The sequence below is a fragment of the Sphingomonas sp. genome (assembly GCF_048595155.1).
Lineage (GTDB): Bacteria > Pseudomonadota > Alphaproteobacteria > Sphingomonadales > Sphingomonadaceae > Sphingomonas_I.
In genome coordinates this window covers 22,119-49,095 of the sequence record NZ_JBMDXN010000055.1, presented here as the reverse complement: position 1 = coordinate 49,095, position 26,977 = coordinate 22,119, and the positions used below count along the sequence as shown (strand labels likewise).

General features: G+C 58.9%; 21 protein-coding genes and 1 tRNA gene. 8 read left to right on the top strand and 14 right to left on the bottom strand.

Going from position 1 to position 26,977, the window contains the following annotated elements; genetic code table 11:
• Positions 1-2: 2 nt before the first annotated feature.
• From ACOJSI_RS08930 to ACOJSI_RS08905, 6 genes are all read right to left on the bottom strand, one after another.
• Entirely contained in the window at positions 3-812 is an 810-nt protein-coding gene (locus tag ACOJSI_RS08930) for a virB8 family protein (protein ID WP_420137920.1), read from the bottom strand.
• Complete coding sequence (locus tag ACOJSI_RS08925; RefSeq protein WP_420137919.1) at positions 809-2,020, bottom strand: type IV secretion system protein; 1,212 nt, start codon at positions 2,018-2,020, stop codon at positions 809-811. Before ACOJSI_RS08925 ends, ACOJSI_RS08930 begins: the two co-directional genes overlap by 4 nt.
• Positions 2,017-4,386 (bottom strand): VirB4 family type IV secretion/conjugal transfer ATPase, encoded by a 2,370-nt coding sequence (locus ACOJSI_RS08920; RefSeq protein WP_420137995.1) that lies wholly within the window; start codon positions 4,384-4,386, stop codon positions 2,017-2,019. Before ACOJSI_RS08920 ends, ACOJSI_RS08925 begins: the two co-directional genes overlap by 4 nt.
• Complete coding sequence (locus ACOJSI_RS08915; protein WP_420137918.1) at positions 4,365-4,649, bottom strand: type IV secretion system protein VirB3; 285 nt, start codon at positions 4,647-4,649, stop codon at positions 4,365-4,367. Before ACOJSI_RS08915 ends, ACOJSI_RS08920 begins: the two co-directional genes overlap by 22 nt.
• Positions 4,650-4,652: 3 nt before the next feature.
• Positions 4,653-4,967 carry a TrbC/VirB2 family protein gene (locus ACOJSI_RS08910; protein WP_420137917.1) on the bottom strand — a complete coding sequence of 105 codons (315 nt, stop codon included), beginning with the start codon at positions 4,965-4,967 and terminating at the stop codon, positions 4,653-4,655.
• Between the two features lie 154 nt (positions 4,968-5,121).
• Positions 5,122-5,481 carry a TrbC/VirB2 family protein gene (locus ACOJSI_RS08905; protein WP_420137916.1) on the bottom strand — a complete coding sequence of 120 codons (360 nt, stop codon included), beginning with the start codon at positions 5,479-5,481 and terminating at the stop codon, positions 5,122-5,124.
• Positions 5,482-9,213: 3,732 nt separating this feature from the next.
• Here ACOJSI_RS08905 and ACOJSI_RS08900 point away from each other — a divergent pair.
• On the top strand, positions 9,214-11,814 hold the full coding sequence (locus ACOJSI_RS08900) for an RHS repeat-associated core domain-containing protein (RefSeq protein WP_420137915.1): 2,601 nt from the start codon (positions 9,214-9,216) through the stop codon (positions 11,812-11,814).
• Entirely contained in the window at positions 11,811-12,335 is a 525-nt protein-coding gene (locus tag ACOJSI_RS08895; RefSeq protein WP_420137914.1) for a hypothetical protein, read from the top strand. Before ACOJSI_RS08900 ends, ACOJSI_RS08895 begins: the two co-directional genes overlap by 4 nt.
• Positions 12,336-12,872: 537 nt before the next feature.
• Here ACOJSI_RS08895 and ACOJSI_RS08890 read toward each other — a convergent pair.
• The 4 genes from ACOJSI_RS08890 to ACOJSI_RS08875 all read right to left on the bottom strand — a co-directional run bounded on the left by ACOJSI_RS08890 (position 12,873) and on the right by ACOJSI_RS08875 (position 16,200).
• Positions 12,873-14,012: a hypothetical protein gene (locus tag ACOJSI_RS08890; protein WP_420137913.1), complete on the bottom strand. Its 1,140-nt coding sequence runs from the start codon at positions 14,010-14,012 to the stop codon at positions 12,873-12,875.
• 197 nt (positions 14,013-14,209) lie between these two features.
• The gene (locus tag ACOJSI_RS08885) at positions 14,210-14,782 is read right to left on the bottom strand and encodes a hypothetical protein (protein ID WP_420137912.1); all 573 of its coding nucleotides are present in this window, start codon (positions 14,780-14,782) and stop codon (positions 14,210-14,212) included.
• 293 nt (positions 14,783-15,075) lie between these two features.
• The gene (locus tag ACOJSI_RS08880; RefSeq protein ID WP_420137911.1) at positions 15,076-15,834 is read right to left on the bottom strand and encodes a hypothetical protein; all 759 of its coding nucleotides are present in this window, start codon (positions 15,832-15,834) and stop codon (positions 15,076-15,078) included.
• Positions 15,835-16,110: 276 nt separating this feature from the next.
• A tRNA-Ser gene (locus ACOJSI_RS08875) sits at positions 16,111-16,200 on the bottom strand.
• 119 nt (positions 16,201-16,319) lie between these two features.
• On the opposite strand from ACOJSI_RS08875, the gene ACOJSI_RS08870 reads away from it, so the two are divergent.
• Complete coding sequence (locus tag ACOJSI_RS08870; RefSeq protein ID WP_420137910.1) at positions 16,320-17,093, top strand: DUF1134 domain-containing protein; 774 nt, start codon at positions 16,320-16,322, stop codon at positions 17,091-17,093.
• A gap of 31 nt (positions 17,094-17,124) precedes the next feature.
• On the opposite strand, the gene ACOJSI_RS08865 is transcribed toward ACOJSI_RS08870, so the two are convergent.
• The 4 genes from ACOJSI_RS08865 to lgt all read right to left on the bottom strand — a co-directional run bounded on the left by ACOJSI_RS08865 (position 17,125) and on the right by lgt (position 20,457).
• Positions 17,125-17,697, bottom strand: coding sequence for a hypothetical protein (locus ACOJSI_RS08865; protein WP_420137909.1), 573 nt, complete (start codon positions 17,695-17,697; stop codon positions 17,125-17,127).
• A gap of 94 nt (positions 17,698-17,791) precedes the next feature.
• Complete coding sequence (pgeF, locus tag ACOJSI_RS08860; RefSeq protein WP_420137908.1) at positions 17,792-18,553, bottom strand: peptidoglycan editing factor PgeF; 762 nt, start codon at positions 18,551-18,553, stop codon at positions 17,792-17,794.
• Between the two features lies 1 nt (position 18,554).
• Positions 18,555-19,604, bottom strand: coding sequence for a class I SAM-dependent methyltransferase (locus ACOJSI_RS08855; RefSeq protein WP_420137907.1), 1,050 nt, complete (start codon positions 19,602-19,604; stop codon positions 18,555-18,557).
• The gene (gene lgt, locus ACOJSI_RS08850; RefSeq protein ID WP_420137906.1) at positions 19,588-20,457 is read right to left on the bottom strand and encodes a prolipoprotein diacylglyceryl transferase; all 870 of its coding nucleotides are present in this window, start codon (positions 20,455-20,457) and stop codon (positions 19,588-19,590) included. The genes ACOJSI_RS08855 and lgt overlap by 17 nt, the downstream gene beginning before the upstream one ends.
• Before the next feature lie 105 nt (positions 20,458-20,562).
• Between lgt and ACOJSI_RS08845 the strand changes: the two genes are divergently transcribed.
• The 5 genes from ACOJSI_RS08845 (at position 20,563) to ACOJSI_RS08825 (ending at position 26,975) form a co-directional block, all read left to right on the top strand.
• Positions 20,563-22,665: a prolyl oligopeptidase family serine peptidase gene (locus ACOJSI_RS08845; RefSeq protein ID WP_420137905.1), complete on the top strand. Its 2,103-nt coding sequence runs from the start codon at positions 20,563-20,565 to the stop codon at positions 22,663-22,665.
• Positions 22,666-22,768: 103 nt separating this feature from the next.
• Positions 22,769-24,964: a molybdopterin cofactor-binding domain-containing protein gene (locus tag ACOJSI_RS08840; RefSeq protein WP_420137904.1), complete on the top strand. Its 2,196-nt coding sequence runs from the start codon at positions 22,769-22,771 to the stop codon at positions 24,962-24,964.
• Positions 24,961-25,968 carry a ferrochelatase gene (gene hemH / locus ACOJSI_RS08835; RefSeq protein WP_420137903.1) on the top strand — a complete coding sequence of 336 codons (1,008 nt, stop codon included), beginning with the start codon at positions 24,961-24,963 and terminating at the stop codon, positions 25,966-25,968. The genes ACOJSI_RS08840 and hemH overlap by 4 nt, the downstream gene beginning before the upstream one ends.
• A gap of 28 nt (positions 25,969-25,996) precedes the next feature.
• Complete coding sequence (phbB, locus tag ACOJSI_RS08830; protein ID WP_420137902.1) at positions 25,997-26,719, top strand: acetoacetyl-CoA reductase; 723 nt, start codon at positions 25,997-25,999, stop codon at positions 26,717-26,719.
• Positions 26,720-26,729: 10 nt separating this feature from the next.
• A complete protein-coding gene (locus ACOJSI_RS08825) occupies positions 26,730-26,975 on the top strand; it encodes a ribbon-helix-helix domain-containing protein (RefSeq protein WP_420137901.1) in 246 nt (81 codons plus the stop codon).
• Positions 26,976-26,977 lie beyond the last annotated feature (2 nt).

Below are 26,977 nucleotides of genomic sequence, written 5' to 3'. Positions count from 1 at the left end.
TCTCATTGCGATGGCGCCAGCCTAGGTGCCGATGTGGCTGCGCCGATATTTACGCGCGCAGGCGGGGGCGCCATCATCCCGCCCGCACCCGTTATCCTTGTGCCTGCTGGCCCGCCATTAACTGGCTCGAGCGGCAAAGCCTCCGGATCCCGGCGATACTGAACGACCTGAAACCCAAGGGGATTTACGAAGCGATCTTCGAGCTTCATCTGCTGACCCGAATAGCGGAAGCGTACGACGGACACCCACGGCAAGGGCGGCCGCGGGCGCGAGTTTGCGTCCGTACGTATCGTGTCGAACCGTACGAGCACGGCATTATCCCCAATAGGCGATATGCTTTTAACGCGGGTTTCGACGATCGTGCCTCTCGGATAGGTGGCTAGCGGGCTGAGCGAATTGGTTGGCTGCATCTGGGCCAGATACATCGTCCTGGCCCCCTCGGCTGAAAGGAGGGCCACTTTGCGATAATTCGCTCGCATTTGAGTCAGGTCGAAGCTTTCGCGCGCGATGACATATTGGACGAGGAATGACTGTGTCAAAGCGGCGTCTGGGGCCACCCGGCTGGGGCTAAGCGGTCGTAGGGCCTGAACGTAGCCCGTCGTCTTATCCACGAGCAGCGTATAAGGTTCTACCGTCTTGAGGGGGATGAGCAAAAACAGCGCGCCCGCCTCCAATATCGCGACGCAGGTGGCCGCGAGGGCGACCCGCCAGGCGATCCTCCGCGACGATCGCAGCTCCTTTAATCGATCTGTATTCCAGCTTGCCGCGTCCTTATAATAGGCATCGAGCATCTCGCGGTTATGATCGTTCATGCAATCCTATCCCGGCGACCCGAGCTCGCCGTCGGATGCATCTTGGCGCGCCTCGGAAACGCCCGCCCCGTCGACGCCGCGCCGTGCGGTTTTGAAGCTGCCTCCGTGTCCGGGCGGCTATAAGACCTTGAGGGCATTCGACTGTCTGCGATCGAGTGACTTCCGGCTGTTTCACGCTGCTGCATCGAAGCGATCACATTTGCGGTCAGCACGGCCCGGCTGAGGTTTGCGATTTGGGGTTGGTCTCGGAGACCTTGACTGGCAGCCAGGGAGGCCTCAGCGCGTGGGGTTTCCAGCCGGCGTTGCTCCCTAATGGGACGGAAGCGAGCAAGACGGAATGCCGCGGCCAGCTTCATGGATGCATGGGCTGAGCCCATCACAATAAGCGAAAAGAAGATGGCCGTTACGAACAATTCGGTAGGAGCGGATGGAAGGCTCTCACCGATTGCGCGCCGCGCCAGTACATCACTAAGCCACGGTTCGAGCATCGTTAACTCCAGCCCGAGCGTCACTGAAACACCGATTGCAGCGAGTAAGGCGCCCGCCAGGATCCTGATCCAGCCTTCGAAGAGGCTGCGCGTGTTTTCGAACAGCAGCGACGTGATCAAGAAAGGTCCGATTGCCAGCATCAGTCCTGCGACGACCCTAACACCTATGATACCGATGAGCGCCGTGATCAGGAACAAGATTCTAGAGCCGCCCAAGGCAAGCGCGTTAAACCCGACGATCGGCGGCGGCGGTAGATTTTGTGCCTGGGCAAAATTCGGCTGCCCCGCACCGATGATGGCCAACTGCTGCAAACCCTGATCAGCAAAATCAAGGCGCTGGAGCAGCGTCCCGTCGCTCCCCTGTAGGCCGCTCGGTCGGCCGATCTCCGAAAAAACCTGGCCAGGGGCTTCAATGACGACATCGTAGATGAGCGTGCGATAAGCGGCCCAATTCATAGCAAGCGTCAGCACCACTCCGACCTTAACGATTGCCAGTGTACTGCCTCGAAGGCCAAGGCCCCGCCCGATCAGAAGATTATAGCCTATCAAGGCAACGAATATAGTTAACAACCCAGTTAGCAGTATCGATAGCGTTGATCCGGGCGCAGTAAGGGCGGAGAAGGCGCTGGTGTCGAATATCTCCAGCCGACAGTCGACGAAGCGGCTGACCGAACCGATGTATCCCGTGCTTTCGGGCGGCGTTACACATGCGCTAGTCATGCGGCCTCAAGCAGGCGAGAGAGCCAATCAGCAGGATCATCTCCGGTCTCGGCACGGATCTCATCTAGCAGTCTCACGGTGCGCTCGCGGCCAGACAGTATTGTTAGGATTTCCTTTTCCCCGCTGAGGTCGAGCCTGACCACGACGCTGTCCGTGCCATGCTTTATGAGGAAGCAGTGCGCGCCGTCGGGCAGCGTGCGCACCAGCTCATACTCGTGCTGCGAAAGACCAAATCCTGTGACGTAGTCGTCGCGGCGCGCCTTGGGATTGGCGAGAAAGATTTGCGTAGCAGACTGTTCGATGACGGCGCTGGCGATACGGCTTTCGAGTGCATCCTGCGCACTTTGGGTCGCGAAGCCGACGATGCCGTTGCGCTTGCGGATCGTCTTTTCCCAGTCCTTGATCTTGGCAACGAAAGCATCGTCGTCCAGCGCCTTCCATCCCTCGTCCACGACGATGATCGACGGCGTCCCATCCAGACGTTCTTCGACGCGATGGAACAAGTACATCATGGCTGGTGTCCGGCTGAGCGGATCGTCCAGTATCTGGGTCATGTCGAAGCCGACAGCTTCCGCCTCAACATCAATCAAATCGCGCGCATTGTCGAATAGCCACGCACGCTCGCCGTCTCCCCACCAAGGTCTGAGACGCGACCACAAATCCGCCCCCTGCGGCCGTCTCCCGCCCCTGAAAAGCTCTACGATATATCTCAATCGCCGATGCTCAACGGGCTGAGCAAAGTTGGCGTCTATGGCATCTTTGATGTTGGCCAACTCCTCGCCATCGGTTCCGCCAGCAAGCATGCTGAGCCAATTAACGAGGAATTGCCGGTTTGCCGGTGTCTCGACGAGCTGCAAGGGGTTCAGGCCCGCCCCAGCACCCGGCCGCAATACATCATATCGGCCGCCTATCGCGCGTATGAATAGCTCAGAGCCACGATCTTTATCGAAGAATACGATCCGCGGACGGAACTTGCGAGCCTGTGCGAGCAGAAAATTGAGAATAACGGTTTTTCCGGAACCCGAGGGCCCGATGATTGTGAAATTTCCCAGATCGCCTTGATGAAAATTGAAGAAATATGGCCCCGCGGCGGTCGTCTCCAGGAGCGTGACCGCTTCCCCCCAGTGATTGGCGCTAGCTTGCCCGAGCGAGAAATTATGGCAGCTGGCAAGACTGCCGAAGTTTGCCGTCGAAATCAGCCCTCGCCGTGCGATATATTTAAAGTTACCGGGAAACTGCGCCCAGAAAGCAGGTTCAAGTGCGATGTCGTCCCGCACTGATAATATGCCGAGGTCCGCAAGGGCTGCCTGTACCTCGGCGACACCAGCATCCACGATTTCGGGCGAGTTTCCGCGCACGGCCACAGTGAGATGATGCTCACCAAATCCCGATCGTCCCGCCGCAACCTCGTCCTTTGCATCGGACAATTCCGCACGAAGGCTGATTGCCTCATCCTCCGCAGAGCGCATGCGCCGAAGCGCCATGTTCATTTTAGAGAGCGCTGCCGGACGGTCTACGAAGCCGAAAGACTGGGCTATCGTGATTTCATATGGGAGGCGCAGAAGATCATCAAACATCCCAGGACCTGTTTGACTGGGATAGTCCTTTATCGAGACGATACCCAGAAAGGACTTCGCCGTCGTCCCCGCACGGCCGAGTTCGATCGTATCCTGCCCGAAGCTTATCCGGCGATAGGGGAGATAGTTGCCTAGGTCCTGCGCGGGCAGTCCAACTGGCCGCATCTCTCCGTTGAATAGGTAGGAGAGAAACTCCAGCGGCTCTGAACAGGGACCGTGGCCCGTCGGGTAAACGCTAAGGACGCGCGGATCGTACGCCGTGAGAGCTGCCATGAGAGCATCGCGCGCTTGGTTTAGCTGCTGTAGCTCGTAGCGCGTGGTTTCCGCAGCCTCCGCGCCAATTCCGAAGATACGGCGGACCTTGTCCAAAGCGCCAACTTTTCCCTGAATCGGACGCCGAACCAGGGTCAGGAAAAGTTCGTTTATGAACAGCCGCCGACCGCTCAGCTTTTTCCGCCATGCGGCATCAAGCCGGCTCGAGAAGGTATCAGGAAAAGCACCTGGTAATTCTACGTCCACTTCACGTCGAACGATGTGATGATAAATGGCGAATCGCGACGATCCAATTGCCTGAAGCATTCCTTCGCGCAGACGCTTACGATAATTGAGTTCCTCGGTATCGGCGGTTTCGAAGAGAAATCCACGCAATTGAATGGATTGCAAGATCAGGCCGTCGCGCGTCTCCAGCGTGAAATCATCGACGTGGCGCACATAGGGCAAGTGCTTGCCTGCCGACTGCTCTCGCGCAACGACTTTCAGGTCGCTGGTCAGGCTTGGTAGGAGTTGCATTGCCATAGCCGATAATTACGAATGCGGGGACAATTAGAAATTCGGGCCAGCCACAGATCGAAAAAGCGAGGCTCCCGCAGGCACAATAAGACACCGCAAAGATGCACTATCAGCGCGACCGCTAAGATCCAAACTGACCGGAAGATAAGATACAGTTCGGTAGTCACAATTACATTAGTGACAAAAAAACTATATGTCACACCGGCAAACATTTGGGGTCGTGTCAGCGCAACAAAGAGCGTATCACGCTCGATCATGGCCATCGATTATTGCCCAAGCGAGGCTGTTGTTCGGATCCCTGCAACAATGCTGGCCGCGCCGAACAATATAAAGCAACCTAGGATAACGGTGGCGCCATAACGCCAGTTAATGCGTCCCGTCAGCATCATGAAACCGACAGCAGCAACTGCGATTACGGCGGCAACCGTTGCGACCGTTCCCAACAGCGTGCCTTGCAGCCAATTGACTGCCGAAATGAAAACACCCGACCCCGCAGGATCACCATAGCTATCCTGCGCAGCCGCACGTGCGCTGGCGAACACGGCAATAATAAGCCCAAACGCCGCTCGGCCCAGTTTCATTTTAACGTCCCCCTACTGACTCAGCCCCGAGTCTCAGACTGCATATCGCCTATCGAACTGCCAAGATATCGCCTATCGAACTGCCAAGCCAGATTATACCCCAAAGGTTGTAATCGGTTGCAACAGGCGAGACGGCACATATTTTGCACTTTCGCTAGTTGGACGGTAGGGCCGCTCCCGCATAAGGGTCGTACGGCACCACGAGCGGCTGTGTTGGCAGCGGAGCCGTGGCCATGGCCGGCAGCGGTGGCGCCGCAGCCGCCTCCCATGTCACAGATACGCTCCCCCGAACTGCATCCATGAAGCCGTGCGCTATCGATGTCGAACCAAACACGATAAAACAGCCCAAGACGATACGCACGCCATGCTGGAGATCGATCCGTCCTGTCAAAAGCAGAACACCGATTCCGGCAATTGCAATTGTCGCCAACGCGGTAGCCGCCGATCCAACCAAAATGCCTTCCAACCAAGCGATAGCCATGACAATCGCGGATGAGTTTGGTTCTAACATCATACAGTCCTTCCCCCCAATCGATAACAGTTCAAATCCATTCCGGACACAGTTTCGGTGTCGTAAACGTGGTAACATGTCCCGCGTGAAGTAGTCGTCGGGCGATCTCGGCCTTTAGCGGAAAGCGCCGCCAGAAACAGAATTGCTCCAGCCTCCTCTGCCGGCTCCTAGCTAAAGAAGCTCCCTCATGAAGCCTGCTGCCGTCGAATACACTGCCAGCCTACCTCCGAGGCCCCGAATGCCCGCGGGCGCGCCCTGGGGCTCACGAGCGACGAATTTGCCGGATCTAACGCGTGTTCTACGGCATCTAGTCGGAAGAGATTCGCCTCATATCGCTCCCGCCTGCGCGGCTCCGTCTACTACCTTACCCGTATCGTCAATCGCAGTTGCCGATGCTTCGCTCAATGGCTCGCATCGCGCGAACTAGGGAATTTGCCGGGGACCGGTGTTACGTTGGGACAGCAGGGAAAGGACCGCCCGTTTGAGGAGAACGCCGATTAGCGTGGGTGCGTTCGACAAGGATTGAACCTGTCGTATCGGTGGATGCGGCTGACGAACAATGTTAGCCAACACCGGCTCGATACTTTGCCAGCGGACGAAATCTATAGCCGTTAACGGCATAGGACACGATGAACAATGAACGGATATTCCCAATGCCATCGTTAGCAAGTCAATGACTACTCTTAAAAATCGCTGCTGGGTAGTAGAACGGAAAATAAGTGATTATCGTGTTGGATATCGCTCCACGATTTAGTTCATTTTGGATGCTTCCCAGTTTGCATAGAGGCTTCGGTCATGTCTCCGCCGTTGTAGTTTCCCGCTTGACAATGGCTCTTCCGTTGCAAAATATCCTCAATATTCGCATGGCGATGTTCGTGCGATTTAAAGCGGTGCCTAATCGGGCGGCTATCGGGACCGGTCGGCAACTGGAAGGTTAAAGCCCCCCCTCCACTTAGGAGGGGGGGGTAAACGCCTGCTTTAATAAATTGTTTTGTATTAATGCGATTTATTTAATTTCTTAAGAAATAGATAGCGCGGGGGATCCAATGAGGGCCATCACGAAATCAATAGCTGCGTTTGTTGCCCTTCAAATCACTTCCGCGTCGGGGCAGACCCTCATCGAAGGTGGTGGCATGCCAAGCGCGGATTCTCCGATCAAGGTGCTAATTGACGACGTTACGACCGCTAATGGGGAATGGAATTTCGTCGCAAGCCGACCGAGCCCGACGCAGCCTGCCTGCGGAGAGGGGCGGCGCTGGGCGCTGGCCCGCAAGGATGCGACTAATAGCCGAGACATGGTTGCGAAAATCGTAATAGCCAGATCAATTGGTTTGCCTGTGGTCATCAGCAGCTTTGAAGGATGCGTCAATGTAAGTAGTAATAGGATGGCGGAGTCGGTTAGTGTTTCCGGTAGCGCATCGGATTCTACCGAGATGAACTCGATCCTAAGCACATCCTACAGGAAATGATTAGTGGTGCTGTACCGCAGTGCTGAGTCTAGCGAGTTTATGCCGGTAGCCAGGGGTAAAAAGGAGCGGGAAGTGACAAATAAATGGCATAGCTTCATGGGTGCTCGCAGTTTTTTTCGCACGTTGAGCTCATTTGTTGCTCGTTCATCTAGCGTATCAACATTTTGCGCCTCGCGAGAAACATGTTGTGTGCCCACTAACAGCTTTCGATATTGCGTCATTCTTGCTGTTACTGTCATAACTCTGCTAAATATTAACGGTTCCGCCGTTTGGCCTCAGACCGTAGAAGCGTCAGTGGTAATTGTTCCTCCTAAGATTGAGTCATTAGATGAGAATTACGTAAATTTGTTCTCGGGGAAATTGGAAATGCGGGTCCCGGCGTTGGCACTTGGCGACGTTTCGTTCACGCCATTCTCCTTCAACGGCCCTCACTTTGCAAAAAATGCTATATCTGACGAGAACTACGGGAAAATAATTTACTGCGGTGATTATACAAACCAAATTTATATTGGCTCCACACAGTGCAGCGGAAGTGGTTCAGGACAGACCCTGCAGGTAATACTGGGCCAGCAGCGTGCTACATTCTCCCGAAACGCGAGCTCTGGATTATATATACCGGCGTCTCTTGATGGATCGTTGTTTTCCGAAAATTCGGATGGGGTTCATTGTACCTGGACAAAGAAAGACGGTACAAAAGTCATATTTAATGGTTATCATGATGCGCAAACGTCTTTGTGCCTGGGAGACACGGTTTCAAGCATAGTATATCCCGACGGCCGTACTCTTACATATCATTATTATGGGTTGGGATCGATATCCCCTGCCAGCAATACGCCAATCATTTCAATCGCATCTAACACGGGTTACTTACTTAAATATATATATACGTCCACTCCGGCGATCGGCGCCGAGTCAAGTGTGATCGCCATAAATCGCGTTTTTGAAACTTGTGATCCTTCGTCGGTCTCATGTAATTTAACATATGCTTGGCCAACGGCCACCATTACATGGGATGACTACCAAATTGCCGCGCCGGGTGATCCGTACTTTGCTTATAGCGTCAGCTACAATCCGCGAAACCATTTCATTTTAACAATAAAAGATCAAAATGATAAAAGGCATATATTTGAGACAGATTCATATTCGAGGATAATATCCTACCGGCCCCCTAGCGCCACCTCGGCGCAGTACTTTTACAAGCACTGTACGATAGCTAACACCACGGCGGCCCAGGGAGGCTATAACCTCTTGTATTGTCCATATCCGGTATGGAATTCCGCAAGCTCAAACGATTATCTCCGATCCATTCCCCCCATCTTCTTTGACGATGTGCAGACGGTGCAAAAGGGGGGGCAGACTTGGAGCTACGCGCACGCCGTCGGTTTTGGCGGGGACGTCCGAAGGGTCTCCACGTGGACGCACTATGTTTCTAACCCATTGGGCAAATCGAGGTTTGCGACGGGAGGCAGTACGCCCGGTCTAGAGAACGTGATTGGCCCCATTAGTTTTATTACCGGCTATGATGGCAGTAGTATCACGTTTGAGAATAGCCGCCCAAATCCACCAAAGGCGATTATCAGGCCACTGGGTGGAGGTCTAACGTATGATTACGATACCGAAAGCATCAACGGACGTATACCACGTTACAATCTTTTAAGATCTACTGAGACACCCAACACGAATAGTGGAACATCGGATACGATAGTCGTTAATGCGCATTACACATCCAGCTGCGGTAACATTTACTCGTGTAATAAGCCGGATTATGTGACAGACGCGAATGGGAATCGGACAGATTACGTGTATGACGACGCGCATGGAGGTATGCGGAGCAGAACCGATCCAGCCGTGTATAGCCCGGCGACGGGCGGTGAGGTCCGGCCACAACGGCGCTACACCTTTGTGCAGCGATCCGCTTCATACCTAAATTCTTCGGGCGCGATGACCCAAGACCCATCCCCAATCTGGTTGATTGCAACCGAGAGCTACTGTCGATCTGGTGCCGCTGCAGGCGCAGGATGCGCTCTCGCCGACGATGAGGTGGTCACTTCCTATGATTATGGGCCAAATTCCGGTCCCAACAATCTTATGCTGCGTGGGCAGGTCGTGACCGCCCATGGGCAAGCACACCGAGTTTGCTTTGGTCATGATCGAATGGGCAACAAGATCTGGGAGGTCTCAGCCAATGCAAACGCATCTAGTTGTCCGGCCTTTTGATCTCACAGCCGTGTTGAACGGTTGGACGAGCCAAGCGGGGATTCTGCGAATGAGAAAGATTGGTCGCTCGTTGGCGCTGAGTTGTGCCTTTGCAACGACAGCATTGGGAATGGCCTCTGTCGCGAGGGCACAATCAGCCGCGGCGGCGTACCTAACCGCTTACCGGTACACGGTTGGCGGGTTGCTTACGGGTACGATCAAATCGTCGCCGGGGGGCACTGCGGGCTTCATTGCCGTGCGCAACAGCTATGACGGGAATGGCCGCCTTTGGAAGGTGGAAACAGGCGTTCTTGCCGCTTGGCAACCGGATACGATAGCTCCGTCAGCGTGGTCCGGCTTTACGGTAGGCGGGACAAAGACCTTCGCCTACGACTCCGCCGGGAACAAGATCGGGGAAGTCATTGCAGGATCCGATGACGTTATCGGCGCGGTGACACAATATTCGTATGACGCCTTTGATCGACTTCGGTGCACCGCGGAGCGGATGGATCCGGGCCAATGGTTGGGACAGTCAGATCCATGTGTGCCGCAGACAACCGGGCCTAACGGCCCCGACCGCGTCGTCAAGAACGCCTATGATGCTCTTAGTCGGCTAACCGAGGTTCGGCGAGCCGTGGGAACAAACCTTGAACAAGTATATGTCGCGTATACCTACACCGCCGATGGAAAGCAGGAGTTTGTGACTGACGCCAATGGGAATCGGGCGCAACAGGCGTATGACGGCTTCGATCGAAAGCGCGCATGGTACTTCCCATCTGCAGCCGGGCCGCCGGGGTCCGTAAATACCGCCGATGGATACGAAGCCTATACCTATGACGGTAATGGCAATATGAAAACACGAACTATCCGGGACGGAAGTCAGATAATTTACTCGTATGATGCGCTCAACCGGATGACGGCCAAAACATTGCCCTCCGGCGACAATAACCTCGATACAACATACGCCTATGACTTGGTCGGGCATCTTCTATCTATGAGCGGTACGAAGAATCCGTTGATATATTCCACTGCTATTACATACACCTATGACGGCTTTGGTAATATGTTATCGGAGACAGAGACGCTGAACGGTGTAAATCACACTGTGTCCAGCCTCTATGACCCAGACGGCAACAGGAAGCGAATTACCTGGGACGGCTTGTCATTCGTTACGTACAATTACGACGGGCTCAACCGGATGACCGACATCGACGAAAGCGGCGTAACGAATTTGATTCATATTGACTATGATAGTCTAGGAAGGCGGCAGACGCTGATACGCGCGAACGGAACATCCACCCGATATGACTATGATCCAATGTCACGACTAAGCGAGCTCAAGTTGAAAGCGGGCGAAGCCATCGTGAATCGATATGAATTTAGTTATACTCCCGCAAGCCAGATCAAGCAGCGCAAGATATCCAATGACGTTTTTGTGTGGAGCGGGGCGTCGCCGGTTAGCCGTAGTTATAGCTCAAACGGCCTTAATCAATATAACGCTATAACCGGCATCCCCAATCCTACATACGATCAGAAAGGCAATCTCACGCAGGCTGGCGGGCAGATATACTCCTATAGTGCAGAGAATGAACTGGCTACTCATGGTGGTTACCGCTTCTACTATGATCCTCGCCATCGTCTCATCAACAGCACGCAAACCGGAATACGGCTCGTCTACGACGGAAACGCGGTTGCAGCGGAATATGCTTCAAACGGCATGCTGCAGCGTCGCTACGTGTTTGGCGCTGACCTGGATGAGCCGCTACTCTGGTATGAGGGAGACGGCAACAACGACAAGCGCTGGCTTAGTGCAGATGGTCAAGGATCCATTGTTCTTGTGACAGACAATAGCGGCTCAACACTCGCAGTAAATTCCTATGATGAATATGGCATACCTCTGTCGTCGAACGAGAGCTATGCCGGTAGGTTTCGCTATACAGGTCAGCAGTGGGTCTCCGAGCTGGGCATGTACCATTACAAGGCGCGTACATATTCACCAACACTGGGCAGGTTTCTGCAGACCGATCCCGTTGGTTATGGCGATCAAGTAAATCTTTATTCCTATGTCGCAAATGACCCGATTAACGCGAGGGACCCGACTGGCCAGAGAGCGATTTGGGTGCAAGATAAACAGGGAAGTGTCACAATACAGTATATTGTGGCGTTTAGTGGTCCCGATTCGGGAAATTCGAGCGCTCGGAGCGCTATCGTAGGTAGATTGAGTAATATTGCCACTCCCAACGGAGAAAGAGTCGAGGTGATCGTTGCGCCGGCAGCTTCGATTGGCATGAAGGGCGTGAATACAGCTAATCTAAATAGGGAGGGCTACAGAGGAAACCCTTGCGATCGCGATACTTCGTGCGGACAAAGAAACGGCAAAACGTCTTACATAGATACTTCTTTGTCAGACGTGCAGGACGTCGGCGCGCATGAGATTTCCCATAATGGAAATGCCAAGGATGGCTATGAGGATGGTGAGCCAGGGCCCAACGGGGAACGCACAGTTGCAAAGGAAACGAAATCACCTTCCGATATCATGACCCGCCGGAACGGCACAGATTATACGCAGCCTACTATCGATGAGATCCGTTCGGGTGCGATAAAGGCCGACGATCGCGCTAATAAATATGTCTGCCAGGCGGTTCCAGATTATGCGGGGTGCCCACAATGAACTTGAAATTCTTTTCTAGATTTGTGTTATTTATGATTGTAAGTTCCATGCTGGATGTGTCGAGTGCAACCCCGCCGCCGCATGCCCCGACTTTCTGCTCACAGAATTTGTGTTTGGAGGCTGGTAGCATCATTCCTCAGCCAGAGGTGCATCGGGTTGTGACGCCCAGCTTTTCCACCAGCAACACGGGCGATGGGAGGAGGATCCGTATAGATTATAACGGCTTCGGCACTATCGTGATCGCGATGCCCAGCCCCGGCAGTGAGTCGGTAGGTTCTTCCTCTTTAGATGCCGGCTGCACAGCTGCGATATCCTGTCCTTCGCTTAACATGACTATCGAGGGCTCCTCCGGTCTTATGTCGAATGACGATCTGAAGTGCAAAATCAGCATGATATGGGTGATGCAGCCTTATTATCGCGTTATCAAAGGCGGCGATGTTGCGCAGTCGGTTGATTACATTGTCGCAACGAGGCGTAGTGATTCTCGCTGCATTGGATTAATCGCGTCGAAGGTTCACTAACGCGGAGCTACGGTCCCGTGCCTGGAAGAAGAAGTGCCGTTACTCGTTGACTGGCCGTGGTGATGCCGGCGATGTTAAAGTCCGAGCCCACGTTCGACACTTGGACAGCAAGGTCGCCGGCATAGAAGCGCAACAAGGTAGCGACCCGCTCGCCACTGCGGTGAAACTCGCGAGGGGCGGCCGTGTCAGGAACATTGCCGAGGTGCAGTCGCGGCCGGCAAGAAGGGCTAGAACTTAACCAGTGGGCATGCCGAAGCTCATTCAGGGGGGGGGCGACGTGACCTGCTTCTGTGATCTTATAGAGGACACGTGATTACTTTCCCTGCTGCTTATAGCTCGTGACCAATCGGTATTCAGAGCCGATATTCGATGAAGGGCGATCCGGCGGGATACCTTCTTACAATGTTGTCCGAGGCGGCGCGCGTTGAAAGCTGCTTGAGAAGGCGATATCGACCGCTATCGAGGCGTTGCCAAAGCGCCCGCAATCAACAGGCACGCTCATCCACCATTCGTTTACCATCATCAGAACGGAGGCCGTTATCGCCGGATCGAGATGGCTTTGCGCTCCAGACCTCTCGTGGAGGTAGCACGAAGCTGCCGAAAGGCCTCTGCCGCTGTGATATCCAACGACTTCATTTTGAAGCCAGCTTCGCGTTGAAATTTTTTGAGAGCTTTCAGTACCCCGCCCTTCAAATTCATCCCATGGCCGCTGGCAAGGATCAGCTCCTTGATCGAGCAACGTGCGAGGATTTCTGATAGCCGAAGCGTTAGATGCGGCGGGACACATTTTTGAACCGATCGAAGCTTATGTTCGGCGGTCTCGGGATTAATACGCAGCATCTTGGCTCGGTAGGGCTGCTCGAACATGTAATAAGCGGTGTGCACGATACTTTCGTCGGTAAGCCGCGAACCGACATCGACAGTCGGCGCTCCCCAGCCCGAAACAAGGCGCGTCGTCGCCTGCAGCTGCGTTTCCAGCCCGTCTCGCGTTATATCTGGGCTACACCAGACGATCATGTGGACGTGCGGCATGATGCAAATGCCCTCGCCCTTCTGCGGGTAGTTCAACACGGAGTCGAACTCGATCACGCCGACGTAATTGACGGCGCCCTCTTTACGTTTTCGCTGGTTAAAAATGTTTCGAACACGCGTCTTTATGTCTTTCAGATCGATATGCGTGTCTCGGTCGAGCGTGCGCCATCCGTCATGGATCATCGTTACGAAGAAGAAATTGAATCGATGTTTATTTTTTCGATAAAATTTCCGCAGCTTTTTTGCCATGACGAAAGCGGACTGCGCACGCATTCCCTTATGCGCAGCGGTCATAACATCAGCATTACGCCGGAAGCCAAGGTTGGCGTCGAACCAATCCGCTAGGCGTTTATCAAGGGTAAACTGGGACAGCGCGCGGGCTTCGCGCTCACGTGTAATATCGCCGGTAATGTGAGACAGCAGCCAGGCTTTCTTGGGCGTCCGGGCCTTCGCGCACACGCCGAACGCAGCTTTTTTTGCCATCTCCGCGTCAGTAAGCTTTATTGCGTGCGCACGGCGTCTACGCACGGACTCGCGCTGCTTGTTCGGCGATTGTCGAGCTCGCGCCTCTGCCCGCTTTTGCTTTGCGTAGGGGGCATATTCACGCGCATATTTGCGCCACAGCGCGTCAGCATCCATCGTCATGTTCGACCCTCGGTGAATTATTTTAAAATGAAGAATCCCATCACAGCCCTCAGGATCATCATCGTGGAGCCGTGGATTGGTGGATTCAGGGGGTGGTGGAGTAAGCGCATAGCCCACCCAGCATTTTACAATATGCGGGCGCTATTCAGCTGATGCGCTGGGTGACGGTTGATTGAAAAATCAACCGCCACGGCGTTCTACAGATCCGCGTCCACCGGCGCTTTCAGCGCTTCTTGACGCCATTGCCCCTCGTTTGCGCGCTTTTCGCGTAGTAGCTGCGCCTGCGTGAGCCCTCTTTTTCGACGCTTTCGTCGCGCGAAAAGGTCGGGATTTGACGCCCTCATTAGCTTGTTGATGCGCTTGAAGCCGCCGTCCTCGTACAATCGTCCGATCAACCGCTTTTTCTTTATATTTTGCTGCTGCGCATAAAGAAGCATGAGCCCCAACCGCTTAGACTTAGACCGCATCGAAGCGTCGACGGGACCAACTGCAGCAAAGTACGCGAGCAACAGCAACTCAGCCGGATTTTCCGCCTTTGTCCCTGCGGCGCTCTGACCGAAACTGTTTGCGACCGCCTTGATGCGATCGGTTTCATTGTCAGCGACCTTTTGACAGAACGCCTCATAAATTGTAATCATGAGGTGGCCATGGTGCGAGGTGGCGGGAGTATCAGAGGCAGAATTTTTTGGACTCTGCTCGCGCTGCTTGACCTCTGCGCGAAGGCGCAAGGCCCACTTTTTAAAGCCTTCAATTTTCTTAGTATCAAGCATCACCGCTGCTCCGCTTCTTTGCGAGCGACAAAGTCGCGGATGCTGGACGTAAGAACGAGCGTGCGGCGGCCCACGCGTATGGCGGTAAGTTGATTCGATTTCAAAAGGGCGAACAGCGTAGTCCGACCGAGGTCGAGCGATTCGCACGCCCCCTTCACCGAGATAGTATATTGCATTGGGTTCACTCCGATGCCTCCGAGCATCGTGCTCGGCGGAGCGAACCAATTGAACGTCAGCGGACGGGCCGTCAGGCCACGAACCGTCTACGAACCGGACACTAACCGGGCAAAAACCTAGTCGTCCAGCGTCGTACGAGGATCGATAAATATTTTGTATACCTGAGCGACTTTGCGTTTAATCGCATTTTCGGAGAACGGGGTCGTCATCTCGTCACGTATACCACGATTTAGCGCCGCCTTCGTGGGGAAGTGGGTGTCAGTCAACAGCCCATCTTTTGCAAACTTGATCACGCAGTGCCAAAAGTTTATCCAACGATCTTCGTCTTTTGGCCGGCCACCTAGGTCAATTTTAGCTGACTTCCCGCCCGCAGACTTGCCGGCGGTTTCATCCTCAGCCGCTGCGCTTTTTAATAGACGCTCATGTCCATGATTTGCTGAGTGCGTGGTGCCATCGCGGAGAGCCTCGATTTCCGCGCGCTGGAAATGGATGGCTTCGAACATGTAGCGGAGCATGGGAGCGCGACGCTGAACTGTGGAAAATCGGCCGCTAGGCCAACGCCATTCCGATATATCAACAAGCCACTGCTTGCTTCGCCTCCACGCGCCAGGGAGGACCGTTAGCTCAAATTCTATTGCGTAAGACGCAATGCCCTCGTCTGGATCCTCTTCCCATGCGGCAGCGACATCGCGCTCGCAGGAGTCCCAGGCTTTGCGGGCATAGACCTGCAGAATTCCATCTCGCATTCTATCAGCGAGTTCCGCCTTGGCGCCGGTGATGCCACCGAACCGGGATTCCAGCAGGAGGACAGCCTCCATGGCCGAGATCAACAGACTCCAGTCGAGCGGTTCGTCTGCTTCAACTTCCGCCGTCACACCCAACCTCCAACCGCGCAGAACTTACCGATACGCAAGAGCAGCGATTTCACTTTAACAGCTCCGATCTGCCTCACTTAGGGTCAGCTAGCCAGGTTTGCGCGTTTCGGGCCGCGGAATCGATGACGCTATCGCAGGCATAGTAAGGTGGGAGCAAGTCCCCCGCCAAGTGCACGCGAAGTTCAGAAACGTTCGCGGCAAGCCAAGTCAAAATTGGGCATAGAAGTGGGCAAAATCTGCTGATTTTTTAGATTGTCATGGAAAATCAGCAGGTTTTGGCGGAGACGGAGGGATTCGAACCCTCGATACGGTTTCCCGTATGACGCTTTAGCAAAGCGTTGGTTTCAGCCGCTCACCCACGTCTCCGGATGCTGGCAGGCCGCGGGCTATAGCGAGACGTTTCGCGCCAATCAACGCTCGGATCACTGTTCATTGCAGGGAAAGCGCCGGGGCCGCTATCATGGGGTGGATTTGAAGGGGATGATATGATCGGTAGAACCACAAGCATGATCCTGGCGACGGCGCTGATGGCCTCGACAGCGGTCGCGCAGGTCCGCACGGTCGATCCCAACAATGCGGGTACCATGGCCGCTCCGGCGCCGGCCGCGCCGGTGGCCGATCCGCCCGCACCGCCGCCGCCGCCGATGGAGGACGAGCCGGCGTCCCCGGCCGATTCGCCGCGTCCGGAGGATCAGCGCCAAGTGCCTCCCGCCGATGGCCAGCCCGCGCAACCGCCCTCGCGCGCGGAACATTCGGCGCGCGATGCCTCCGCCGGGGGCACCTATGAGCAGGGCGACGTGCTCGGCGCCGCGGAAGGCGTGTTCGGCAAGGGTGCGGCCGGGCTCGCCGGCCTGATCGAAAAGATCTTCAAGGAGCAGGGGCGGCCGAACGCCTATATCGCCGGCAGCGAAGCCGGCGGCGCGGTCGCGGTTGGCCTGCGATACGGCTCCGGCACCCTGTTCCACAAGATTGAGGGCCAGCGCCCGGTTTTCTGGACAGGCCCGTCGATCGGCTTCGATCTGGGCGCCAACGCCGCCAAGACCTTCGTGCTGGTCTATAATCTGGACGACACGCAGGATCTGTACCACCGCTTCCCCGCGGCCGAGGGCAATGTCTACGTCGTGGGCGGGTTCACCGCCTCCTATCTGCGCCGCGGCCACATCGTCGTGGTTCCGATCCGGCTGGGTGTGGGCGTGCGCCTGGGCGCCAATGTCGGCTATATGCGGTTTCGCGAGAAGGGCAGCTGGCTGCCTTTCTAAGGCGGCGGTGGCGCCGTAGGGCGTCGCGCGGTCAGATCGTCTCCGCTGCGGGCAGGCGATCCTCGCCCGCATTGTCCAGCATATCCTGCTGGGCGTCCGCGGCGCCCGCCATGGAGAAGCGCGATGTCGCGACGCCGCCGTTCGCCAACGGGATGGTGATGCTGATCTCGTCCGTGTCCGCCAGCTCGTCGGACAGATCCTCATCGATCAGCAGGATTGCATAAGGTTCGCCGGCTTCCTTGATGTGGGCACAGCGCAGCGTCAGCCCCATGGCACCGTTCGATCCATTGATCAGGCCGGGATAGACCTGCCCAGCGTCGCACTCGGCGGTGGCATTGAGATAATAGGTGCAGCTCTCCCCGTCGCACATCCGCCCGAACAGGGAGCCCGCGTCGTTGCGGGTCAGCGCCGATATAAGGCTGCTGCTCTTCAGAACCTCCCAATCCTGATATTCGCCGATCATCTGGCTGTCTGGCACTTCGATCAGCCGTGGATCCGCCCCTCCACCGGCCGATTCCCAACGATATTGCGTATGGGCAATCGGCCGTCCCGCATGGAGCGATGTCGCTGCCATCATCGCCATCACGAGCAAGGCCAATTTCATCATCGCCTCCGTCGACTCAGCCGGCCCACCGTCCGTCTGGCATCAAGTGGATCATAACAGGAACATTGCGTCAATAGACGGCGGGCGCGATGGCTCAGACCGGCAAACCGATGAGCGAAATCTCGCGGCCATAATCCGCTTCGCCATGATGGGTCGCGCGGCGATAGCTAAAGAAGGCCTGTTCGTCGGCATAGGTGTCCAAGCCCAGCGCCTCGATCCGGCCGATGCCGGCGGCGGCGAGCCGTGCCAGCACATAGGCTTCGATGTCGAACTGCTGATGGCCGGCGCGGCCCGGGGTGAAGAAGCGTTCGTTGGCGGGATCCGCCTGCTCGAAACGTGCGGCGAAGCCATCGTCCACCTCATAGGAAGCGCGGGCGATGCACGGCCCGATCGCGGCGGCAATGGCGTTCCGACGCGCGCCCAGACCTTCCATCGCCGCGATCGTCGCGTCGGTCACGCCAGCCAACGCGCCTTTCCAGCCGGCATGCGCCGCGCCGACGACGCCAGCCTCGGTATCCGCCAGCAGCACCGGCACGCAATCGGCGGTCAGGATCCCCAGCAGCAGGCCAGGCCGGTCGGTGACGAGCGCATCCGCCTGCGGTCGCGCATCCGCCTCCATTGATCCGGTCGCGATGACCGCCGTGGCGGAATGGACCTGATGGACGGTGGCGAGCGTGGCACCCGGCAGCACGGCGGCGGTGGCGCGTCGGCGATTCTCCTGAACCGCTGCGGGATCGTCGCTGGAGCCGAGGCCCACGTTCAACCCCGCGAAGATGCCCTGCGACACGCCGCCTTGTCGTCCCAGGAAGCCGTGCGGCACGGCGGCCAGCGCGTGCGCCTGATAAGGACGTATCATCTCAGAATCCTCCGGGCTCTGGCCAGTTCGGGGCAGTGACCGCCATCACCTTGAACAGCTCGCCCATCGCATCGGGATGGGTGAGGCGGCGATAGGCTTGGCCGATGGCATCGGCCTGATCGGGCGCGCGTCGCGCCAGCATCGCCGCGCGATTGCTCAGGCCCAGCGCGATCAGCCACTGCCCCTGCTCGGCCGGCCCCCAGACGGTTCCCCCTGCCTCCCGCGCCGATCGTGCGAGCGCGGAAAAGTCGACATGGGCGGTCAGGTCCCGCGTGCCGGGCTCCTGGAACGGGTCGGCAAAGCGATGGTCCTGCACCGCCTGCAGCGTGTCGCCGAAGGCGCCGTCATGATAGCCATAGTCGATCGCCAGCAACGCACCGCCTTGCTCGGCGAGCCGACGGGTCAGTGCCGCGATCAGCCCACGCGCGCTGGGATTGCTCTCAAGGATGGTGCCGTCCGTCGCTTCGGACGTACCGACCGGCGGCGAGGCCGACGTGGCGAGCGGCCCCACGACCGGTTCGAAATTGGTACCGCGCAGCTGGACCAGGCGCTCATGCCACCCGCTACCGGCCCTGATGAACTGGCGGATCGGCAGTGCGTCGAAAAATTCATTGGCGACGATCAGCAGCGGTTTGCCGCAGGGCAGCGTCTCGATCCCGTCGTGCCAGACCGCATCGGGCAGCCGTTCCGCCTGCATCGCTCGCAGCAGGGGGCTGGTCTCAACCAGGTGAAGCTGCGGCACCAGCCCGGCCACCTTCATCGCCCGCAGCATGTCGGCGGCCAGCGTGCCCCGGCCGGGGCCGAGCTCGACCAGCACGGTCTCCGCGGGGCGGCCGGCACGCTGCCACAGGTCGGCCAGGGCAAGTCCGATCATCTCGCCGAACATCTGGCTTATCTCGGGCGCGGTAATGAAATCCCCGGCGGCGCCGATCGCCGGGCGGGTGGCGTAGTAATGCGCGTTGGCGGCCGCCATGAACCGCTCGATCGAGATCGGGCCCTCTGCCTCGATCAGCGCGGCCAGCCTTCCGGCCAGATCAGGAGACGCTGGCATCGCCGGCAATGGGCTCCACGCGCACGCGCCGCTTTTCCGCGGTCACGATGAACCAGGCACCCACGATGATCATCGGCGCAGACAGGGTCTGGCCCATCGAAAGACCCCAGGAAAGGATGCCCAGTTGCACGTCGGGTTCCCGGAAGAACTCCACGAAGAAGCGCGCAGCCCCATAGCCGACCAGGAAGACGCCCAGCAGCAGGCCGGGCTTGTAGCGCGCCTGCGTCCGCCAGAAGAGGTAGGCCAGGATTGCGAACAGCACGATCCCCTCCAGGCCGGCCTCATACAGCTGGCTGGGATGACGCGGATAGGGGCCTGCATCCGCGCTCGGGAATATGATGGCCCAGGACACGTCGGTGACCCGGCCCCACAATTCCCCATTCACGAAATTGGCGATACGCCCGAAGAAGAGCCCGAACGGGCTGCAGCAGGCGACATAATCCAGGACGCGGATCATCGACAGGCCGTTGCGCCGCGCCAGCCACCAGATGGCGATGACAACGCCCAGGGCGCCGCCGTGGAAGGACATGCCGCCGTCCCATAATTTGAAGACCTGCAGCGGCGTGGCCAGCATCCATGGATCGTAGAAGATGACGTAGATGATCCGTCCGCCCAGGATGATGCCCAGCGTCGCGTAGAAGACGAAATCGTCGGCATGCTCGCGCGTCATCGGCGCGCCTGGCTGTTGAACCAGCCGGGTCAGGTACCACCAGCCAACCAGGATGCCGGCGATATAGGCCAGGCTGTACCACCGGATCTTGAAGATGCCGAGGTCGACGGCCACCGGCGACAGATGCAGGTCGGCGAAAGAAAGATGGCCCGCTTGTGCGGCGGCCAGAACAAGAAGGCTCATGGGCGCGCTCTAGCTGAGGCCAAGCGCAGCGGCAAACGGCTGGACTGCCATTGACCGCGCTTTGCGCGCGCGCGAGGAACGAGCCATGTTTCAAAAGGATTTCAGATGGCTTCGTCTCGTCGCGGATTGTTGCTTGCTTTCCTCCTCTCGTCGCTCCCCGCGATGAGCGTCGCTGCCCCTCCCCAGAACGATCCTTACATCTGGCTCGAGCAGATCTCCTCGCCCGAGTCGCTGCAGTGGGTGGAGAAGGAGAACAGCCGGTCGCTCGCCGTGCTGGAAACGGATCCTCGCTATGCCGGCCTCTATGCGGATGCGGTCAAGATTGCCGAAGCGACCGATCGTATTCCGATGCCGAACCAGATCGGCGACCAGATCACCAATTTCTGGCAGGACGCGAATCATGTGCACGGCATTTGGCGGACGACGACGCCGGCCAGCTATGCCTCCGCCACGCCGCAATGGCGCACCTTGCTGGATCTGGATGCGCTCAGCACCGCGGAGAAGACGGGTTGGGTATGGAAGGGCGCCAATTGCGAACCGGTCGGCGAGCGGCTCTGCCTGCTCAACCTTTCCAACGGCGGCGAGGACGCGACCACGCAGCGGGAATTCGATCTCGGTTCTGCGGCGATGGTGCCGAATGGGTTCACCCTGCCGACCTCCAAGCAGAACCTGACGTGGGAGAGTGCGGATAGCCTGCTCGTCGCGCGCGACTGGGGCCCGGGCACGATGACCGCATCCAGCTATCCCTTCGTGGTCAAGCGGCTGCGCCGCGGCCAGCCGCTGGAGCAGGCCGTCGAAATCTTCCGCGGCAAGTCGACCGACGTCAGCGCGGATCCCAACAGCTTCGTCGATGGTCAGGGCAATCGTCTGACCGTGATCGAACGCGGGGTCACCTTCTTCGAATCTGAACTGTTCGCGGTCGACGGCGCGAAGACGACCAAGCTCGATCTGCCGACCAAGTTCCGGCTGCAGGGCTTTGCCGCCAACCAATTGCTGCTGCGCATCGATCAGGACTGGAAGGGCCTGAAGGCCGGCTCGCTCGTCGGCTACCGGATCGCGAATGGCAAGGTGGCCGAACAGCAGCTGATCTTCGCGCCGGGGCCGCGCCAGTCGATCGACGAGGTCTCGACAACGCGCGGCCATGTGCTGGCGGTGATTTATGACAATGTTCGTGGTCAGGCCTTGAGCTTCGCGCCTGGTGCTTCCGGCTGGACGGCCAAGCGCATCCCGCTGCCGGACAATGCGTCGATCGGCATCGTCAGTACCGATCGCCTGAGCGAGGATGCCTATCTGAACGTGCAGAGCTTCACCGTGCCCACCACCTTGTGGCTGGCCGATGCCGCGCAGGCGAGCGCGCGCGAGATCAAGGCGATGCCGGGGCGCTTCAACGCCGCCGGCCTGGTGACGGAGCAGTTCGAGGCGACATCCAAGGACGGCACGAAAATCCCATACTTCATCGTCCATCGGGCGGACATCAAATATGACGGCAGCACGCCGACCCTGCTCAATGCCTATGGCGGCTTCCAGGTCTCCGAGACACCGGTGTACCAGAGTACACGCGGCAAGCTGTGGCTCGAGAAAGGCGGCGCCTATGTCCTCGCCAATATCCGCGGCGGCGGCGAGTTTGGCCCCGCCTGGCATGAGGCCGGGCTGAAGACGAAGCGTCAGGTCATCTATGACGATTTCGCCAGCGTGGCGGAGGATCTGATCAAGCGTCGTATCACCTCGCCGCGGCGGCTGGGCATTTACGGCGGGTCCAACGGCGGCCTGCTGATGGGAGTCGAGATGACGCAGCGGCCCGATCTGTGGAATGCGGTCGCGATCGAAATCCCGCTGCTCGATATGCTGCGCTACGAACAATTGTCGGCAGGATCATCCTGGGTCGGCGAATATGGCAGCATGAGTGTACCGGCCGAACGCGCTTTCTGGGAAAAGACGTCGCCCTATCAGGCGCTGCGCCGCGACGGGAAATATCCCGAACCCTTCATCTGGACCACGACCAAGGACGATCGCGTCGGCCCGGTGCAGGCGCGCAAATTCGCCGCCCGCATGAAGGAATATGGCCTGCCTTATCTGTATTGGGAGAATACCGAAGGCGGGCACGCGGCCGGCGCCAACCTGAAACAGGCGGCGCGCGCGATCGCGCTGGAAATGACCTATTTCACGCGCAAACTGATGGATCCGGTGGAGCCGCCCTCCGCCCGTTGAGGCGCCTGCAGGACCTCAAGCGGGGTGTCGGACGATACGACTTAGGAAGAGGGTGACGGGCCCCGGCCCGCACCCTATCAGGGCCGGGATGGTTGCGCCGGACATGAAAGATGCGGGTTTCGATCGGCGCACCCTGCTGATTGGCGGGGGGCTGGGCGTCGGCCTTCTCCTGGGCTGGGAGTTATGGCCGCGCGAATATTCGCCCAATGTCGCGGCGCTGCCCGGTGAGACCGTGTTGGGCGCGTTCCTCAAGATCGATACCGCCGGGCGCGTGACGGTAATCGTGCCGCAGGCGGAGATGGGGCAGGGTATCTGGACGGCCTTACCGCAGGCCCTTGCGGACGAACTGGGAGCGGATTGGCGGCAGATTGCGGTCGAGCCAGCGCCGATCAGCCCCCTTTACGCCAATCGTCTGATCGCGGGAGACTATGGTGCCGCCCATGTCCCCCACTTCTTGCGGGGGATCGGAAGTTGGGCGGCGCGGGAATGGGCCACCCGCCACGCGCTGATGATCACGGCAGGGTCCACATCTGTGCGCGCGTTCGAGCCATCATTTCGCGAAGCGGGCGCGCTTGCGCGGGCGTTGCTGTCGATGGCGGCCGGCAAGCGGCTGGGCGTCGATTGGCAGGCGTGCGATACCGAAGCCGGCTTCGTCGTGCGCGGCGACGATCGTTTTCGCTTTGGCGAGCTGGCGGCGGAGGCCGCGACATTCAAGCCGCCCGTCAAGGCGCCGTTGCGGCGGCCTGGCGAGGGCAATATTTCCGGCAAGTCGATGCCGCGCGTGGATCTGCCGGCGAAGGTGGATGGAACGGCCCGCTTCGCCGGGGACGTGCGACTGCCCAACATGCTTTATGCGAGCGTTCGCCATGGCCCGATCGACGGGAGCCGCCTTGTCGCGCAAGACATGGCCGCGGCCGACAAAGTGTGGGGCGTCACCGGCGTGGTACGGGGTGAGGGATGGATCGCGGCCCTGGCCAACAATTGGTGGGCTGCGGATCGCGCGATCGACGCGATGCATCCTCGCTTCGAAAGCGAGGGGGCGCTGATCGACAGTGGCGCGATTGGACGCGCGCTCGATGCTGCTCTGGGCGCTGGCGGAAAAACGGTCGCCAAGGCGGGCAATCCGGACGAAATACTCGCCGGCTCTGGATTGATCGAAGCCGTCTATGATGTGCCGGTGCAGGCCCATGCGACGATCGAGCCGCTGGTGGCAACTGCGCGGGCCGATCGCGAGCGGCTGGAGATATGGATGCCGACGCAGGCCCCCGGCCTTGCCCGCGCCGCCATCAGCGCGGCGACCGGCATCGAGAATGTTGTCATCTATCCCGCGCTGGTCGGCGGCGGCTTCGGCCGCAAGTTGGAACATGATGCCGCGATTCAAGCGGCGGTGCTGGCCGTCCAGGCCAAGCGCCCGGTGCAAGTGATGTGGAGCCGGACCGAAGAATTGCGGCGCGGCCGCCACGGCGCGCCCGCGCGGGCGCGGCTAACCGCGAAACTGGGAGGGCAGGGGCAGATACTCGGCTGGCGCGCCCATCTTGCGACCGTAGCCGCGGCCGGTGACGCCGTGCGGCGTCTGACGGGACATGGTGCTGCGGGAACCGATGCTGCCGCTGTCGAAGGGGCGGTCCCGCCTTATGTGATTCCTGCCGTGCGAATTGAGCAGTCGGTCGCGGACACCGCGCTGCCGTCCGGCATCTGGCGTTCGGGTGCCCACGCCTACAGCGCCTTCTTCACCGAATCCTTCATGGATGAACTGGCCGCGCGCGCTGGGCAGGATCCTTTGACCTTTCGCAGCCGACAACTGGGCAGCGCGCCAAGGCTGGGCCGTTGCCTTGCGCAGGCCGCCGCGGCGGGTGGCTGGACGGGAAAGGCGAAATCGGGCGAGGGGCTGGCCTGTCATTCCGCCTTCGGCAGCCATATCGCCCTGTTTGTGCAGGCGTCGCTGGAAGGCAGCCGCATCAAGGTCGCCCGGATGGTGGCCGCGGTGGATGCGGGACGGCTGATCAATCCCGATATCGTGCGCCAGCAGATCGAAAGCGGCCTGGTCTGGGGGCTCGCATCGGTGCTCGGCGATCGGGTAACCTATGCGCGTGGCCTGTCGGAACAGACCAACTTCGATGCGCTCGCATTGCCGCGGCTGAAGGATATGCCGGAAGTGCAGGTTGAACTCATCGCGTCCAACGAAGCGCCCGGCGGGGTTGCGGAGCTTGGTGTGCCGGTCGCCGCCCCCGCCATCGCCAATGCCATTTTCTCGGCGACGGGCAAGCGGTTGCGGGCGCTGCCGCTGCACATCGCATGACGCCCCCGCCCGATCATCCCCCGATTCCCACGCCCAAGATCGGCGTGCTGATCACCAATTTGGGGACGCCGGATGCCGCCGACGCGCCGGCCGTGCGGCGCTATCTGGCCGAATTCCTGTCCGATCGGCGGGTGGTGGAGATACCGCAGATCTTGTGGCAGCCGATCCTGCGCGGGATCATCCTGCGCACGCGGCCCAAGAAGTCCGCGCATGCTTATGCCCAGGTGTGGCGGGAAGACGGCTCGCCGCTCGCGGCCATTACCGCCTTGCAGGCGGCGGCCTTGCGGACCGCTTTTGGCGATAACGTGATGGTGGAACATGCCATGCGCTATGGCCGGCCTGCGATCGGCGATAAGCTGCGCGCGATGAAAGCGGCGGGCTGCGAGCGCATCCTCGTCGCGCCGCTATATCCGCAATATTGCGCGGCCACGACCGCGACCGCGAACGATGTCGCGTTCGCCGCTCTGGCCGCGATGCGCTGGCAGCCGGCCTTGCGCACGCTGCCGCCTTATTATGACGATCCCGCTTACATCGGCGCGCTCAAGACCAGCGTCGAGGCCTCCCTTGCCGCCCTGCCGTTCGAGCCGGACGCTATTCTGGCCAGCTTCCACGGCATGCCGCAACGGACGCTGGAACTGGGCGACCCCTATCATTGCCACTGCCGCAAGACCGGACGATTGCTCAGCGAGGCGCTGGGGCGCGAGCTGACTGTCACCTTTCAAAGCAGGTTTGGCCGCGCCAAATGGCTGGAGCCTGCCACCGACGTCACCCTCGCGGCGCTGCCGGATAAGGGCGTTCGCAAGATCGCGATCGTCTCGCCAGGCTTTGCCGCCGATTGCCTGGAGACGCTGGAAGAGCTGGCGATCCGTGGCCGGGAAACCTTCCTCGCCGCCGGCGGCACCGACTTCGCTTACCTGCCCTGCCTGAACGACAGTGAGCCCGGCCTCGCCATGCTGCAACTTTTGCTGCGGCGGGAACTTGCGGGCTGGACCACGCCTTCCTAGGCTATCACCGAACATAGAGGAGAGACTGATGGCGCGCGTTGCGATCGTGACTGGCGGAACCCGTGGCATCGGTGAGGCGATCAGCCTTGCGCTTCAGGCGGAAGGTGTGACCGTCGCCGCCAATTATGCAGGCAATGACGAGCGCGCCAATGCGTTCAGCGACCGCACCGGCATCGCCGTCTTCAAATGGGACGTATCGAGCCACGAAGCCTGCATTGCGGGTGTGGCCGAGGTGGAACGCGTGCTTGGGCCGATCGATATCGTCGTCAACAATGCCGGAATTACCCGCGACGGCACGTTGCTGAAGATGAGCTATGACGATTGGAAAGCGGTGATCGACACCAATCTGGGCGGATGCTTCAACATGGCCAAGGCGACCTTCGCCGGGATGAAGGAGCGTAAGTTCGGTCGCTTCGTCAATATCGGTTCGATCAACGGCCAGGCTGGCCAATATGGCCAGGTCAACTATGCCGCTGCGAAATCCGGCATTCACGGCTTCACCAAGGCGCTGGCGCAGGAGGGCGCGCGTTTCGGGATCACCGTGAACGCAATCGCGCCGGGCTATATCGATACCGATATGGTCGCTGCGGTTCCGTCGGAGGTGCTGCAGAAGATCGTCGCCAAGATTCCTGTCGGCCGGCTTGGCCAAGCGCATGAAATTGCCCGCGGCGTGACCTTCCTCTGCTCCGAAGAAGGCGCCTTCGTCACGGGATCGACCCTGTCGATCAACGGCGGCCAGCACATGTATTAAGGCCTGCCGGATGGCGGGGCCTGTCAAACGTTCCGTGATGATCGCGGGTCATGCGACCTCGGTCAGTCTCGAGCCGATTTTCTGGGACGCGTTGAAGCGGGCTGCCGATCGGGACAAGCTGCCTGTCAGTGCTTTGGTGGCGCGGATTGACGCGGATCGGATCGGACGCGCCGATCCGGTCAACCTCGCCAGTGCGATCCGGGTGTGGTTGATGGAGGATGCCCAGCGTCGGCTGGCGCATATTGCCGATGGATAGGC